This is a genomic window from Burkholderia anthina (assembly GCF_001547525.1).
GTDB classification, from domain to species: domain Bacteria; phylum Pseudomonadota; class Gammaproteobacteria; order Burkholderiales; family Burkholderiaceae; genus Burkholderia; species Burkholderia semiarida.
Genome location: NZ_LNJP01000003.1, coordinates 355,240 through 368,960, shown reverse-complemented (window position 1 = coordinate 368,960; position 13,721 = coordinate 355,240). Strand labels below are relative to the sequence as shown.

At 67.9% G+C, this 13,721-nt stretch carries 17 protein-coding genes; 6 read left to right on the top strand and 11 right to left on the bottom strand.

Features of this window, described 5'->3' with window-relative positions; genetic code table 11:
* Window positions 1-53 precede the first annotated feature (53 nt).
* The 5 genes from WS64_RS22015 to WS64_RS35325 all read right to left on the bottom strand — a co-directional run bounded on the left by WS64_RS22015 (window position 54) and on the right by WS64_RS35325 (window position 2,949).
* A complete protein-coding gene (locus tag WS64_RS22015) occupies window positions 54-509 on the bottom strand; it encodes a type III secretion system chaperone family protein (RefSeq protein WP_059582641.1) in 456 nt (151 codons plus the stop codon).
* 123 nt (window positions 510-632) lie between these two features.
* Window positions 633-842, bottom strand: a complete 210-nt coding sequence (locus WS64_RS22010; RefSeq protein WP_006765597.1) for a hypothetical protein — start codon at window positions 840-842, stop codon at window positions 633-635.
* 173 nt (window positions 843-1,015) lie between these two features.
* Window positions 1,016-1,303 (bottom strand): type III secretion system protein, encoded by a 288-nt coding sequence (locus tag WS64_RS22005; protein ID WP_226224821.1) that lies wholly within the window; start codon window positions 1,301-1,303, stop codon window positions 1,016-1,018.
* A complete protein-coding gene (hrpD5, locus tag WS64_RS22000; protein WP_081059124.1) occupies window positions 1,300-2,373 on the bottom strand; it encodes an HrpD5 family protein in 1,074 nt (357 codons plus the stop codon). Before hrpD5 ends, WS64_RS22005 begins: the two co-directional genes overlap by 4 nt.
* Window positions 2,374-2,460: 87 nt before the next feature.
* The gene (locus tag WS64_RS35325; RefSeq protein WP_244166628.1) at window positions 2,461-2,949 is read right to left on the bottom strand and encodes a hypothetical protein; all 489 of its coding nucleotides are present in this window, start codon (window positions 2,947-2,949) and stop codon (window positions 2,461-2,463) included.
* A gap of 18 nt (window positions 2,950-2,967) precedes the next feature.
* Between WS64_RS35325 and WS64_RS35320 the strand changes: the two genes are divergently transcribed.
* Window positions 2,968-3,690 (top strand): hypothetical protein, encoded by a 723-nt coding sequence (locus WS64_RS35320; protein WP_230943781.1) that lies wholly within the window; start codon window positions 2,968-2,970, stop codon window positions 3,688-3,690.
* Here the strand turns inward: WS64_RS35320 and sctS are convergent.
* From sctS to sctU, 6 genes are read right to left on the bottom strand one after another with little or no spacing between them, the layout of a single operon-like run.
* Window positions 3,660-3,923 (bottom strand): type III secretion system export apparatus subunit SctS, encoded by a 264-nt coding sequence (gene sctS, locus WS64_RS21990; protein ID WP_027782683.1) that lies wholly within the window; start codon window positions 3,921-3,923, stop codon window positions 3,660-3,662. The genes WS64_RS35320 and sctS overlap by 31 nt on opposite strands.
* Window positions 3,924-3,933: 10 nt before the next feature.
* Window positions 3,934-4,590 carry a type III secretion system export apparatus subunit SctR gene (gene sctR, locus WS64_RS21985; protein ID WP_059582633.1) on the bottom strand — a complete coding sequence of 219 codons (657 nt, stop codon included), beginning with the start codon at window positions 4,588-4,590 and terminating at the stop codon, window positions 3,934-3,936.
* Window positions 4,577-5,701, bottom strand: coding sequence for a type III secretion system cytoplasmic ring protein SctQ (gene sctQ, locus WS64_RS21980; RefSeq protein ID WP_060967704.1), 1,125 nt, complete (start codon window positions 5,699-5,701; stop codon window positions 4,577-4,579). The genes sctR and sctQ overlap by 14 nt, the downstream gene beginning before the upstream one ends.
* Window positions 5,702-5,708: 7 nt before the next feature.
* On the bottom strand, window positions 5,709-6,638 hold the full coding sequence (gene sctP, locus WS64_RS21975) for a type III secretion system protein SctP (protein WP_060967703.1): 930 nt from the start codon (window positions 6,636-6,638) through the stop codon (window positions 5,709-5,711).
* A 16-nt stretch (window positions 6,639-6,654) separates the two neighbouring features.
* Window positions 6,655-8,631, bottom strand: coding sequence for an FHIPEP family type III secretion protein (locus WS64_RS21970; RefSeq protein WP_060968545.1), 1,977 nt, complete (start codon window positions 8,629-8,631; stop codon window positions 6,655-6,657).
* Between the two features lie 5 nt (window positions 8,632-8,636).
* Entirely contained in the window at window positions 8,637-9,695 is a 1,059-nt protein-coding gene (gene sctU, locus WS64_RS21965; RefSeq protein WP_060967702.1) for a type III secretion system export apparatus subunit SctU, read from the bottom strand.
* A gap of 376 nt (window positions 9,696-10,071) precedes the next feature.
* On the opposite strand from sctU, the gene WS64_RS21955 reads away from it, so the two are divergent.
* The 5 genes from WS64_RS21955 to sctL all read left to right on the top strand — a co-directional run bounded on the left by WS64_RS21955 (window position 10,072) and on the right by sctL (window position 13,679).
* A complete protein-coding gene (locus WS64_RS21955) occupies window positions 10,072-10,641 on the top strand; it encodes an HrpB1 family type III secretion system apparatus protein (RefSeq protein WP_059582619.1) in 570 nt (189 codons plus the stop codon).
* A 28-nt stretch (window positions 10,642-10,669) separates the two neighbouring features.
* Complete coding sequence (locus tag WS64_RS21950; RefSeq protein WP_059582617.1) at window positions 10,670-11,068, top strand: serine kinase; 399 nt, start codon at window positions 10,670-10,672, stop codon at window positions 11,066-11,068.
* A gap of 1 nt (window position 11,069) precedes the next feature.
* Window positions 11,070-11,864, top strand: a complete 795-nt coding sequence (gene sctJ, locus WS64_RS21945) for a type III secretion system inner membrane ring lipoprotein SctJ (protein WP_060967700.1) — start codon at window positions 11,070-11,072, stop codon at window positions 11,862-11,864.
* A 133-nt stretch (window positions 11,865-11,997) separates the two neighbouring features.
* Window positions 11,998-12,672, top strand: a complete 675-nt coding sequence (locus tag WS64_RS21940; RefSeq protein ID WP_244166627.1) for a type III secretion protein HrpB4 — start codon at window positions 11,998-12,000, stop codon at window positions 12,670-12,672.
* On the top strand, window positions 12,666-13,679 hold the full coding sequence (gene sctL / locus WS64_RS21935; protein ID WP_060967698.1) for a type III secretion system stator protein SctL: 1,014 nt from the start codon (window positions 12,666-12,668) through the stop codon (window positions 13,677-13,679). Before WS64_RS21940 ends, sctL begins: the two co-directional genes overlap by 7 nt.
* Window positions 13,680-13,721 lie beyond the last annotated feature (42 nt).

Here is a 13,721-nt window from a genome sequence, read left to right as displayed (position 1 = left end):
CGATGCGCGCGCGGACGCGCCCCTTGCCCGAGGCGCGCTGGCGCTCGCCGGGGTTACGCCCGCAGCCACATGAAATTGCCCGACGCGATGCCCTCGAACATTTCGTCGGGCGATTCGAGGATGTTGTTCTGCCAGTAGCGGCCGTGTTCGGCGTAGTGCGAGAAGAGATCGGCGAGATAATCGCCGGTGATGGTCGGGCCCATCGGCAGATGGACGAGCAGCACGACGTTGCCCGTATCGGATTCGAGGCACAGTTGCGCCTGGTCCTGCGCGTAGATGAGCAGGTTGGCCTCGAGCATGAGCCGGAAAACGACGAGCGACCGGCCGGGCGTGACGGCGCCGTAATGAAAGCTGACATAGACCGAATCGGGGTCGGTCTCGTGGTGATTGAGATGGACGTCGAACCCTTCGATCTCGAGCGTTTGCGTCTCGACGACATACTCGGCGTCGGGCAGCCCGACCACCGCGCAAACCTCGTGAATCAACTCGACGAAACGTTCCCTGCTCATGGGCGGCAATCTCCGGCGAAAATAGGGCGGCCCGGCTGCAAAAACGCGGGGGCACGTAGCCGGAAAGCAGGGCTTTCCGCTTTCGTGCCCCTCGCGCGAACGGACTGCGGCAAGGCGAGTGGCTTACTGGCCCTTCGCGGCGTCGGCGATGTTCTTCGCGCCGTTGTTGCCCACGGAGGCGAGCGCCGACGTTTCCTGCTGCTGCATGTTGATCTGCATCGCGGCCATCGTCATCGCGTTGTTCTGGTTGGCCATGGCCTGCATCTGGCCGACCATGTCGGCGTTTTGCGAACCGGCCTGCGAGACGCCCGAGCTTCCGATCGATGAAGACATGATGTATTCCCCTTATCAAGAAAGTGATGGAAAAAGCACTGCTGTGGGTTGATGCCTGATGCTTCGGTAAAAGACCCTTGGCCGTGATGGCCGCCGGTCCGGACCGGCTGATGCGCAGCCGGATGCTGCAACTGCAAACTGTTCAACTGTCTTGCGTATCGCCGCGAATGCGGTCAAAGCGCCGCGCCGCGGGCGCCGTGGCGCTCCTGCAGCGTGAGCACGATGCGGCGCGCCGCGATCATCCCGCGATAGAGCTTTTGCAGATCGAGCCGCTCGCGCTCGTCGGCCGCGGACTGCGTGGCCGTACTGATCCGGCGCGCGGTTTCGTCGAAGGCCGCCGCGATGCGCGCGACCCGTTGCGCGCCGTCGGGCGCCGAGAGCGTGGCGTCCAGCGCGTTCAGATCCTGCGCGATGGGAAGCAATGCGTCGTACATGTCGGTTCCTTTGGTGGTCGAGGTCAATTGTTTGCTTCGTCCTTGCTGCTCGCGAACAGATGCTTCGTGCCGTCGGGCGTCTCGATGTAACGCAGCCCGCCCGTGGCGATCACGGCCGTGTACTCGACATCGGGCGCGAGCGCCTGCGCTTCCTTGACATCGACGTCGACGCGCTTGACGTTGTCGCCGAGGTCGGCCCTGATACCTGCGATCAGCGTGCGGAAGGTCGTCATCGACTGCACGCTGCCGCTCACGCGGAAGATGCCGTGGCCCTGGTAACTCACTGCCGCGCCCGTGCCGGCGAGCGACTGCTGGATGTTGTCCACATCCTGCTGCGCGACGTCGTATTCGCGCCGCACCTTGCCGCGCGCGAGGCTGTCCATGATCCGCTGCGCCTTCGCGCTTTCGTCGCTGCTCGTCACGATGCCGCGCACCGCCACACTGTCCTTGCGTGCCATGGCCTGAAGATCGCCGAGGCCTTCGCGGTGCAGGGCCTCCTGCAACTGCCGTGCGAGCGCATCGGCGTCGAACCTCACGCTCGCCGCCTCGCTCGACTGCGTGCCCGCGAACATCACACCGGCCACGGCGATGCCGCCGATCGCGGCGGTGCAGGCGAGCGCCAGCACGGCCGTGCGCCAGGGAACCTTCGGCGAAGCGGCCGGCGCATGGCCGGCGCCGGGTTCGTCCGCATGGGCCGGGTCCCGATCCGGCGCGCCGCTATCCGCGTCGGCCTGCGCCGCGGTGTCGGCGGCAGGCGGCTCGGCCGTCTTCCAGAGGCCCGCCAGCAAATCGAGATCGCGCGGCCAGGCTTCGCCATCGGGGCCCACGCAAAGCACGACGTCGCCGAACGGCACGGCCACGAAGTCCGCCACGAGCACCTCATCGCCGTTCGCCGAGCGGATCCGCGCCACATCGTCCTCGCCCACGCAAAGCTCGATGTCCTCGACCGTCCAGTCGCTGATGCAGACATCGGCGTGCTCGGTGGCGCCGATCCGGTAGGCGCCGCTCGTGAGCCGGACCTGGGCTCCGGCGTGGGTGCCGGTCAGTACTCGAAGCGCTTTCATGATCGTGGTATCCGTGTATCCGACGTGGGTCATGCGGTTGCTGTTGCTCTTGCGGGTCGCCGCTCCGGCGTTGCGCTGCTTCGCGCATCGGGCCGCCGGGCCTCGACCGTCAGAATCAGTTTAGGGTTTTGCCGCTGTCGCAGCCGGCGCCATGCGAACTTCGAACGTCTTATCCGAAGCGCCGGCCGCGGCCTTGGCCGCTCCTTGCCGCGCGGCGCCGGCTTGACCGCCGATCGCGCCGCCCGTGACGGCGGCACCGGCTGGCGCCCCGCGGGCCGGCAGCGCGGCTTGCGTGTCGAGAATGCGTTGCTTCACTGCCGCGATCGATTGATCGTCGTACGTGTATTCGATGCCCGCGCGCTGGCGTGCGAGCGTGTTGTCGAGCGCGACGCCGAGAAGCCCCGCTACCGCGGCGGCCTTGCCCGGGGCCGCCGCGCCTTGCATCAGTGCCGCGTCGCGGTGCGCGTGAAGCCGGGCGGCATTGCGCCGGAGCGCCATCGGCGAACGCATCGCGAGCAGCATCGGCACCGCCAGCAAGGGCCCCAGCTCGATCTGCGCGGCAAGCCGCAGCACCTCCTTCGCGCACGCCGCCGCGAGTTCGGCCGGCAAGTCCGGCGCACCGAGCTTTTGCGCCGCGAGCAGTTGCATCGTGGCCGCGAGCGGCTGGCTGCGCGCGGCGGCCTTGGCCCGGCCCGCCTTGCCGATCGCGAACTTGCGCGGTTTGTCGCGGCCTTCGCCGGACTGACGGCCGTCGCGCCGAGGCTGCCCGTCGCGCGGCCCACTCTGCTGCGGCTGCCCATGCTCCTCGCCCTGCGGATTCGAGCCGCGATCGTGGCCATGGCCGTTGCGATGCTGTTGCTGCCCGTCGCCGTGTTGCTGATCGCGCTCGCGCTTTTGCTGCTGTCCGTGCTTTTGCTGCTGCCCCTGCTCGTGCTTGCGTTCGCGCTCGTGCGGGTGTTCATGCTCGTGCCGGGGCTCGAGCGCGTGCTGATCGTCCGGCCGTTCGTGAGCCGATGCTTCTTTGCCCTGCGCCTTCGCCGAGCCCGGCGGCCGCGGCCGTTGGCCGAGCTGGCGCATCAGCTTTTGCGCGGAAGGGGGCGGCGGCTTGTGCGTGCCTTCGGCAAAACGCTTGCCGCGGTAGAAAGCGGCGGCGAGCATCTTGTTGTGCTGCATGCGCGCGCGCTGCATCTTCGTGTGCTGCACCTTCACGCCCGTGAAGCCGCGCGCCTGGGTCATCTGCCCCATGTGCTCGGCGCCGGCCTGCGCCTGCTGCGCGAGATCGGCGGCGTGATGGCCGTGGTTGTTGCGGATCGGCGAATTCACGACGGCACCGCGAGCGTGATGATCTGATTGGCGAAGCGCAGGATCGCGGCGGCGCCCCAGGCGCCGATCATGAGCACGGTGGCCACGACGGCCACGAGCTTCACCGCGTACGAGATGCTTTGATCCTGCATCGACGTGATGGCCTGCACGAACGAGATCGCGAGGCCGGAGAGGGCGGCGACGGCCACCACCGGCATCGAGACGGACAGGCAGAGCAGCAGGCCCTGCGAGGTGATGCGAACGAGCGTATCGGTTTCCATGGCGCGTGCCTCAGCGATAGGTCATGACAAGACCGTGAATCAATGTGGACCAGCCGCTCATGACGACGAACAGGAGCAGCTTGAACGGAATCGCGACGTTCGTCGGCTGGACCTGATTCAGGCCCATCGCCATCAGTACGTTGGCGATGACGAGATCGACGACGATGAATGCGATGTACAGCAGGAAGCCGATCTTGAAGGCGTCGGCCATCTCGGTCAGCGTGAAGGCCGGGGCGAGGACGATGAGGTCGTCCTCGCGGATCTTCGCCGCCATGTCCTTCGGCCAGACCACGGCTGCCGAGCGCACGAAGAACCGCTTTTCGCGCTCGTGCGCGTGCTTCTTCAGAAAGGCGCGAAACGGCTCCTTTGCCGCATCGAACGCATCGAGCACGACGAGCGACGTGTCGCTGCCGGGGGTACGGTGCATCGTCTGCATGGTTTGCATGGCCTGCATGCCGATCGGCGCCATCACGTAAGCGGACACGAGGACCGCGATGCCGTTGAGCACCATGTTCGGCGGCACCTGTTGCACGCCGAGCGCGTTGCGCAACAGCCCGAGCACGACCACGATCTTCGCGTACGAGGTCGCGACCATGGCGACGAACGGGATCAGGCTGATCGCGACGACGGTGATCAGCAGCCCGGTGAGATCGCTAAACTGAACCATGGCCGCGCGACAGCTGAACGAGACGCACGCCGAGATGATCGCCGACGCTCACGAGTTCGCCGAAGCCGATCGTCTGCCCGTAGGTGACGAGCCGCACGCGCGCATCGGGCAGCGCGGTGGGAAGCTCGAGCACGTAGCCCGCGCGCAGCGCCGAGAGCTGCGCGACCGGCATCGACACCGTGTCGATCTCGAGCTTCAGCGGCAGGTCCAGCTGGCTGATGTCGACGGGCGTGTCGATCGAATCGGTAAGCGGCGCGTTGAACTGCGTCTCATGGCTCATGGTGGGGTCCTCGCTCAAGGTCATCAGATGGTGGGTGACGTCTGCCACGGCGCGCAGTTGCCGCGTCCCGTAGCGGCCCCAGACGACTTGCATCGGGGCGGATGAACGCTCGCTCGCGAAGAGCGCGCGGGTGGCTTCGGGTACGGCGCGCAAGATGACGTCCCCCGCGCGCAGCGAATCGAGCGTCGTCACGCTCATCGTTTTCTCGCCGATCCGCAGCCGGCCCGGTACGGCGATCTCGCTTACGTGCGTGGCGAACGGCGTGCATTGCCGGGCCACGAGCGTTTCGAGCGCGTCGAGCCAGCCGCCGTCGATGTGCTCGATCACCGCATCGAAGCGGGTACCGCCCACGCGCAGCGAGAGCGCGCAGCAGGGCGCGTTCAACGGCGCACGCGCGGCCCGCTCGAGCGAGACGATTTCCACGCCGTCGAAGCCGAGCGCTTGCAGCGCGCGCCGCAGCGGATCGAGCAGGATGGCGCACACGGCATGGCGCAAGCGCTCGTTGACGGGCTCGTCCGACGCGACGACGCTCGCGAGCCCCGCGTGCTGTCCGACGTCGATGCGCACCGCGGCCGTCTCCATGCCCCAGCGCACGCGCACGACGGCGGCGCGCTCCGGCTCCACGAAATCGTGCGTACCGACGCCGAAGGCCGACACGCCCAGCGTGTGAGCGAGCAGTGCGCTCAGGCGCTCGTCGACGGCGAGCCGATGCAGGCGCGCGGTGGCGGCCGCAAGCGCGGGCAGCCGCGCGGGATCGAGCAAGACGGCCGCCGCCGGCGCTTGGGCGCCTGCCTCGGCGTGGTCTGTCAGTAGCGTTCGTGTGGTATCCATATTGGTTTTACGTGACGATGATCTCGACGCTGCGCGCGCCGTCGAAGCGGTTTTGCATCACTTCCTCGAGGCTCGTGCGCAACGTCGCCGCATGCTGTGAGATTAGTTCGCGCGAGCGTGCGTCCGTGGTGTCGAAGCGAAGCGTCAATTGGAAATGCGAAAGCGCGAGGCTCAACGTGCAGCCAGGCAGCAGCGCCGGATCGATGGGAATCGTGATCTGCCAGTCGCCGCTTTCGAACACGATCGGATTCGCGCAGAAGTCCGACACCTCGGCGACGATCGAATCGACGAACCGGTTCATGTCCTGGCCCGTGCGCGCCGGTGCCCGCACGGCGGCCACGGCGTGCGGGCCGCCCGCTGTGGGGCGCTGCGGCTCGCCCGCGGCGTGTACGCGCGGCATGTGCGGCATGTCCGGCGCGGCCGTCGAGGGCGGTGCGTTGGGCGGCCGCTGCGATGAAAGCGGCGCCGCGCCGCGCGCCGGCATCGGCATCGGTGCGGGCATCGTCGAATATGCCGGCACGTGCATGAACCCATGCATGGCCGAATGCACCGCCAGGCGCATCGTCGAATGCATGGGCGAATGAATCGGCGCTGCCGATCGAGCATGCGTGGCAGCGTCGTCGCGTTCGTCGCCGGAGCCGGCCGGCGCGTCGTCGTCGCGCTCGCCGCTGCCGGCATCGTCGCGATGTTCGTCCGCGGCGAACCCGGCGACCGGATAGCGCGGATCGGCTTGCTCGCCGAATGGAGGCTCGGCCGGCGCGGCGCATGGCTGCTCGTCGCCGGGCGTTTCCGACGCGCCGGCGTGCACGCCTTCGCGCAGGCGCTGAAAAAGGGCGGCCTGGCGGCTCAACTGCGCGGCCGGCATCTCGGGTGCGGGGTCGGTGTGCGTGGCCGGTGCCGCGATGACGCGGGCGCGATGAGGGGCGGAGGAATGCATGGCGCGGCTCGCTCGATCACATCGCCAGGCGGCCGACGGGCTGGAGATCGACGTGCGAGCCGAGCTCCTGGTACGAATACACGGGCAGCCAGGGCAGCCGCGCCTCGATCATGCGCTTGATGTAGCGCCGGATATCCATCGACGCGACGAGCGCCAGCGGCTGCCGCGGCGTATCGCCGACGATGTCGGCGATCTTGCCGACGAGCTGGGCGATTTCGTCGGGCGGCAGCGCGAGGAAGTTGCCCGTGGGAGTCTGTTTGATCGACTGCCGGATGTGCTGCTCGACCTGAACGTCGACGAGTACGACGGGCAGATCCCGCACGCCACCCGTCGCGCGATAGGCGATGAGCCGGCCGAGCTCCATGCGGATGTATTCGGTCAACATCAGCATGTCCTTCTCCTTCGGTCCCCAGACGATCAGGCTTTCGGTGATGCTGCGGATATTGCGCACCGGCACCTCTTCCTCCAGCAGCCGGCGCAGCACGTCCGCCATCTTCTGCAGCGGCAATGCCTTTTGTACCTCCGCGACGAGGCCCGGGTAGTCCTCGTTGAGCTGATCGAGCATCCATTGCGCTTCCTGAATGCCGAGAAAGAGATGGGCGTTGCGCCGCAGCAGGTCGATCGTGTGGCGCGCAATCAGTGCTTCCGGTGTCGCCGCGGCGGCAGGCGCGTCCGCGGCGCCGCCGTCGGCCGCCGCGTGTACCGCGCGCGTTTCGGCGAGCGTCGTGCGCCCTTGCGGCACGTCGAAGAGGAGTACCTCGTAACTGTCTTCGGGCAGCGTGCCGTCGGTCCACATCATGATGCCGGGGAACGGCAGGCCGACTGCCGATTGCAGCGCATGGCGCTGGGCGTCGAACGCGCGGTCGAGGGCATCGGCCGCGAGACGCGCGCTGACATCGGCTGCGAGGCGCACGCCGAGCGGGCAGGTGAACTGCGGCGGGCGTGGCAGGATGGAGGGCGCGTCGCCCTTGGCGCCGGCGCGCTGCAGTGCCCCGACGGGCTTGCCGGCGCCTTTGGCCGGACCATCCTGCTTTTTCTGCAGACGGTAGCCGACGAAGCCGAGCAGCCCGGCGAGCAGCGCGAAGAGCGCCGCCGGAAAACCGGGCACGGCGGCGAAGCCGAGCAGCAGCAGCGCGGCGAAGAACAGCGCGCGCGCGCTGCTCGTGAACTGGCGCCTGATGTCTTCGCCGAGGGAGGAATTTCCATGGTCGCCGCCTTCGTCCACGCGCGTGATCATGACGCCCGCGGCCACCGAGATCAGCAGCGAGGGAATCTGCGAGACCATGGCGTCGCCGATCGACAGGACCGAGAAGCGGTTGGCCGCCTCGCCGGCCGACATGCCGTGATAGGCGACGCCCACGGCGATGCCCGCGACGATGTTGATCATCGTGATCATGAGGCCGGCGATCGCATCGCCTTTCACGAACTTCATCGCGCCGTCCATGCCGCCATGCAATTGGCTTTCGATGGCGAGCCTTGCGCGTTTCCTGCGCGCCTCGTCCGGCGTCAGGATGTTCGCGCGCAGGTCGGCGTCGATGCTCATCTGTTTGCCGGGCAGCGCGTCGAGCGTGAAGCGGGCCCCCACTTCGGCGACGCGCTCCGAGCCCTTGGCGATCACGATGAACTGCACGACGGAGATGATGACGAACACGACGAGGCCGACGACGAGATTGCCGCCCACGACGAGCTGGCCGAAGCTTTCGATGATTTCGCCGGCATCGGCATGCAGCAGGATCGACTTCGTCGACGCGATATTCAGCGAGAGCCGGAAAAGCGTCGTGAAGAGCAGCACGGACGGGAACGCCGAGAGCGTGGCGATATGGCCCACATACATCGTCACCATGAGCAGCGTGATGCTGATCGTGATGTTGATCGCGAGCAGCCCGTCGATGATCGCGGGAGGCAGCGGCAGGATCATCAGCGAGACGATCGCGATCAGCAGGACGGCGATGCCGGCCTCGCCGAGGCCGGGCAGTTTCATGGTCTTGAACATGTCCACTACTCCGTGGTGGCGGTTTGAGGCGCGAGGCCGTCCACCCAGCGAAGAATCGCGGCGACGACTTCGAACAGTTCTTCGGGAATCGGCTGATTGAGCGGCACCTTGTGCAGCATGCGCGCGACGGGCGGGTTCGCGACGATGGGCACGCGCGCGTGCATCGCCTGCTGGCGCAGCCGCAGCGCCTGCTCGTCGAGGCCCTTGGCGAGGACGACGGGCAGCGGAAACTCCGCCGGGTCGTAGCGCAGCGCGACCGCGTAGTGAACCGGGTTGACCACGACGACGTTCGCGCGCGCGACGCCGCCTTTCGGGCCTTCCTGCGACATCTCCCTGGCCATGCGCTTGCGCTCGCCCTTGAGTTCGGGGTTGCCTTCGCTCTCCTTGTGTTCGCGCTTCACCTCGTCCTTCGACATCCGGTTCTTGCGGATGAAGAGCCACTTCTGCAGCTTGTAGTCGAACGCGCCGATGACGACGAACACGCCGAGCGCGACCGTGACCACGTGCATGAGCACGGACCACAGCACGCCGATCAACTGCGGTACCGAGTGATCGAGCGCGCTTGCCACCACGGGCATCGCGCTTTTGATCGTCTGCCACATGACGGCGACGAGAATCGCGGCCTTGCCGACCATCTTCGCGAGGTCGATGGCGGAGTTCATCGAGAAGATGCGCTGAAAGCCGGACCCGGGGCTGACCGACGCAAGCTTCGGCATGACGGCTTTCAGCGAAAACTTGAGCCCCGTCTGCGGGGCGAGCGCGATGATGGCGGCGACGAGCGCGACGGCCGCGATCCCGCACAGCAGGCCGAGCGCCTGCAGGCCGACATGAACGAGGACGGTCCAGAGGTCCTGCAACTCGCGCTCGCCGTGAGTGAAATCGATCGCCTCCTTGACGATCGCGCGCAGCGTATCGGCCAGATAGTGCTGGCCCGCCGTCAGCACGAGCACGATCGAGCCGAGCGACGCGACTTCGACGAGGTCGGAACTCTTCGCGACCTGGCCTTCCTCGCGGACTTTGTCCAGTTTCTTGTCTGTGGGCTCTTCGGTTTTTTCGTCGCTCATGACCGCGGTCCTTCGCTTGTCGCTGGCACGCACCCGGGATGGGGCGCCCCGATGCAACGTTAGCGGCGCCGCTGTATCCGGCGCGATGGCGATGCGAAGCAAGGACGAGGGCTGCGAAGCAAGGCGGCGCGGCGGCGCGTCGTTCGGGCGCGGGCCACGTGAGCCACGCGACCCGCGCGGCGGCGGGCACGCGCGAAGACGTCCGCGAACGCGGCACGCGCCGCCGCCCATCGCACGCGGCGCTTCGCAATTCGTTGTGCGACTTCGTGCGCGGCACGTGGCGCACCCATCGTGTTGCGTAACTTAGCGTCAACGGAAGGCCACGCCTCATCGGGTGCGGCCCATCGGATCGAATCTGATTTCCTTGGGGGAAAGGATGGACGTTCTGAAGGATCGGCCGCAGTGCCCATCGGGAGTCGTCGGCGCGGTCGTCGACCTGGTCAGGGTGGCATTGGCCCGCGCAGGCACGCCGGAGCAAGTCGATATCGACGATCTCGAGCACCTCGTCGAAGTGCTGCATCTGCTGCGCCCGGATTCCGCCGAATTCGCGTTTTTCGACGGCTGGCTGCATATGGTGCGCGAGGAATGGAGCGAGGCCGAACGGCTCTTTCGCAATCTGGTCGAGCGCTCGGTCTGCGTGCCGGCCAGCAAGGGAATGTTGCTGCAGTGCCTGAAGGCCCGCCAGGAGTTCGGTTGGCAGGAGGAGGCCCGGCGCCTCCTGGAGGAAGGCGGCAACGAAGAGGTTGAACGGCTCGCGAAGGTTCTGCTTGCGAGCGAGGAGCTGAAGCAGGCGGTCGCGACCGCGAAGCGCACGGGCCGCTTCGTTGCACCGGATTCCGCGCTCGCGTTCGAGAACGGAGCGCATGCCGAAGACGGCGAAGCGGTCGCGACGCCGTCGTCCTCATCCAGCGACATGCTGCTGACGATGCAGTACATGCGTGTCTGAGCCTGTTGCCCCTACCAGGAGAAACGAAATGAGCATCACGACTGCATCGCAACTCCAGTACGAACTGGCCCGCGTCACCGGCACGACGCCCGCGGCGCCGACCGCGGACGCGGTATCGCAGCCGCTCGTCGACAAGTTCCAGGCGATGATGGCTTCGGGGCGCCAGCATGCGGCGGCCCTCCACCCGACCGAGCGCGCGGACCTCGTGACGAAAGCGGTCGAGGAGCAGGCGGACTATTACCGGCAAGTGCCGAACGACGTGCTCTATATGACTCAGCACATGAGCGCGCTGTCGATGGAGCGCCTTGCCGCCGCCGACATGACCATCCAGCTCGAGATCGCAAGCCTGAACGCCGATCTGCAGGTGAAGATGGCAACCGTGCAATCGTCGAAGGACGCCATGCAGACGCTCATGAAGAACCAGTGAAATGAAACCGAACCTCGTGCCTTCGAGGCCGCCCTCCGCATGGCGGCTCGTCGCGGTGGCGGCGCTCGTGCTGTCGCTTGCGGCCTGCAAGCAGGAGCTCTACGGGCAACTGACCGAAAGCGACTGCAACGAAATGGTGGCGGCGCTGCTGATGTCCGGCGTCGACGCGCAAAAGAGCACGCCCGATGGCGGCAAGACCTGGTCGGTCGGCGTCGACGAAAAGCAGATCGTGCATGCCGTGGAAGTGCTGCGCGCGCGCGGCCTGCCGCGCAAGAAATTCGACGACCTCGGCGCGCTGTTCAAGAAGGACGGGCTCGTTTCCACGCCGACCGAGGAGCGCGTGCGCTTCATTTACGGTTTGTCGCAGGAGCTCGACGACACGTTGTCGAAGATCGACGGCGTGGTCGTGGCGCGCGTGCAGATCGTGCTGCCGAACAACGATCCGCTCGCACAGTCGGTCAAGCCGTCGTCCGCATCGGTCTTCATCAAGTACCGGCCGGACGCGAATCTCGAGCGGCTGACGCCGGCGATCAAGAACCTGGTCGTGCACAGCATTGAAGGGCTGACCTACGATCAGGTCAGCGTGACGAGCGTGCCGGCCGATGCGCTCGATCCGCCGGCCCGCCCGCGCCGCCAGGACGGCTGGATCGTCTATGCGGGCGGCGCGCTCGGCGTGCTGCTGTTGATGATCGCCGGCGGCTTCGCGCTCTTGCGCGGCAACCTGCTCAAGGGCGGCGGCGGACTGGCGGGCCTGCTCGCGCGCCGGGCGGGGCGCGCGGCGAAAGCGCCGGCATGAGCTTCGATCCGAACGATCGCATGGCCGGCAGGGCAAGCAGGGGGAGCACACGATGAGCGCATACGACGCAGCCGATGCAGACGACGCAGCCGCCGACAGCGTTGCCGCGCCGAACGGCGAGACGCCGGCGGCCGTGGCGGCGAGGCTGGCCGCCTACCATCGGCGCCGGCGTACGCTGTTCGACTGGATGCATCCGGCGCGCCTTGCACGCGTGCCCTGTGCGGACCGGCTCGGCGCATGCAGCCCCGCGCAGGCGGAGGCGCTTGCCGATGCGCTGCTCGTCGAATGGGGCATGCCCGTGCCGCCGCTTGCCGCATTCGACGCGCCGGAAACGGCGCTTGCCTTGCTGCCGGCGCACGATTGTCTGACCGTGTTCCGCCTGCGCGCGCTCGTGGAGCAGGCGGAGCCATTGCGCACCTGGATCGACCGGCCGCGTCGCGAGAAGTTGACGGGCTGGATCGGGGCGCGCGGCGTCAATCTGCTCTTCGCGCGCGGGCGCGAGCTTGCGGGCGATGCGCGCTCGCTTGCCGCGCGCGCGCACCACGCGGCATCGGTCATGCCAGTGCCGCTCGACGCGGCCGATGGCGACGTCCTCGCGTGGCTCGGCTTTCGGCTTTTCGAGCGCGACTGCCAATGGGCGCCGGGCGGCCCGCTCGCGATCATGCGGTGGGCCATGCCGGCGCGCGACGAGGAGGGGACGTTGCCGTCTCCTTCGTTGCCGCCGTCACTACCGTCTTCGGAAGGCTCGAGCCCGAGCCTTTCGATTGTTTCGCAACTGCCCGACTTGTTTCCGGAGTGGTCATGGTGATCTGGTTACGTAATCCGCAGGCCGAAGGCACGGACCTCGGCGTGGGCGTCGAAGGCGACGTCCTGCGTCATGAACGCCTCGCGGCGATCGTCGAGATCGATGCGGCGTACGCCGAGATGCGCCGGCAATGCGACGAGGCGCTGGACGCGGCGCGCGCCCAGGCCCGCGTGCTGCTCGACGAAGCCCACGCGCGCGCGGACGAGCTCGTCGAGCGTGCGATGCGCGAGTTCGCGCAAGCGGCCGAGCGGGGCTACGACGACGGTTTGCGGCGGGGGCTGACCGATTGGCACGAACGCGCGGCGGCCGCGCACGCCGAAGCCTGCCGGCTCGCGCCCGGGCAGCAGGACCGGCTGGCCGAACTGGTTGCGCTGGCGGTCGAGCAGATCGTTGCGTCGGTGGGTCCCAAGGCGCTTTTCGCGCGCGCGGCCGCGACGGTCGAGCGGATCGTCGCCGACGGCAGCCCCGTTCATCTGCGTGTTCATCCGTCGGATCTGGCCGCGGCGAGCGCGGCCTTCGACGAAGCGGCCGCGGCATGGCGCGAGGCCGGGCGCGCCGTGCGGCTGTGCGTGGCGGCCGACGCGACGCTGGCGCCCGGCGCATGCGTCGCCGAAACCGACCTGGGCGCGATCGACGCGAGCCTGTCGTTGCACCTGGCGGCGATGCGCGACGCCCTGGCGCGCGCGGTGCGAAGCGTGGCGGAGGAGCCATCGCGCGAGGCGCCGAACGCGCGGCCCGGGGATGACGCACAAGCGGTCGACGCGCAGGCCGGTTTCGCGGGCAACGCCGAGGTGCCGATCGGCGAGTACGCCGTCGGCGCCGGCGAGGACCTGGCGGACCCGGATGCGCGCGCGGACGACGGCGGCGACGGCGGCGATGGCGGCGACGGCAACCTCGGCGACGAAGAAGGTTGGCAGGACGATGCCGCGGCCCTGCAAACGGCGGGGGACCTGCACGACGAGGGTTGGACCGATGCCGCGCATGCCGACGCCGACGCGATGTCCGTCTGAATCGGCCTTCGCGCGGCACGTGGAAGAACACATGACAAGGAA

Excerpts from the sequence above, each read along its gene's own strand:
- WS64_RS22010 (WP_006765597.1), bottom strand. The coding sequence starts at position 842 with ATGTCTTCATCGATCGGAAGCTCGGGCGTCTCGCAGGCCGGTTCGCAA.
- WS64_RS22015 (WP_059582641.1), bottom strand. The coding sequence starts at position 509 with ATGAGCAGGGAACGTTTCGTCGAGTTGATTCACGAGGTTTGCGCGGTG.
- sctL (WP_060967698.1), top strand. The coding sequence starts at position 12,666 with ATGGTGATCTGGTTACGTAATCCGCAGGCCGAAGGCACGGACCTCGGC.
- sctS (WP_027782683.1), bottom strand. The coding sequence starts at position 3,923 with ATGGAAACCGATACGCTCGTTCGCATCACCTCGCAGGGCCTGCTGCTC.
- WS64_RS21950 (WP_059582617.1), top strand. The coding sequence starts at position 10,670 with ATGAGCATCACGACTGCATCGCAACTCCAGTACGAACTGGCCCGCGTC.
- WS64_RS21955 (WP_059582619.1), top strand. The coding sequence starts at position 10,072 with ATGGACGTTCTGAAGGATCGGCCGCAGTGCCCATCGGGAGTCGTCGGC.
- WS64_RS21970 (WP_060968545.1), bottom strand. The coding sequence starts at position 8,631 with ATGTTCAAGACCATGAAACTGCCCGGCCTCGGCGAGGCCGGCATCGCC.
- sctP (WP_060967703.1), bottom strand. The coding sequence starts at position 6,638 with ATGCATTCCTCCGCCCCTCATCGCGCCCGCGTCATCGCGGCACCGGCC.
- sctR (WP_059582633.1), bottom strand. The coding sequence starts at position 4,590 with ATGGTTCAGTTTAGCGATCTCACCGGGCTGCTGATCACCGTCGTCGCG.
- sctQ (WP_060967704.1), bottom strand. The coding sequence starts at position 5,701 with ATGGATACCACACGAACGCTACTGACAGACCACGCCGAGGCAGGCGCC.
- sctU (WP_060967702.1), bottom strand. The coding sequence starts at position 9,695 with ATGAGCGACGAAAAAACCGAAGAGCCCACAGACAAGAAACTGGACAAA.
- sctJ (WP_060967700.1), top strand. The coding sequence starts at position 11,070 with ATGAAACCGAACCTCGTGCCTTCGAGGCCGCCCTCCGCATGGCGGCTC.
- hrpD5 (WP_081059124.1), bottom strand. The coding sequence starts at position 2,373 with ATGACCCACGTCGGATACACGGATACCACGATCATGAAAGCGCTTCGA.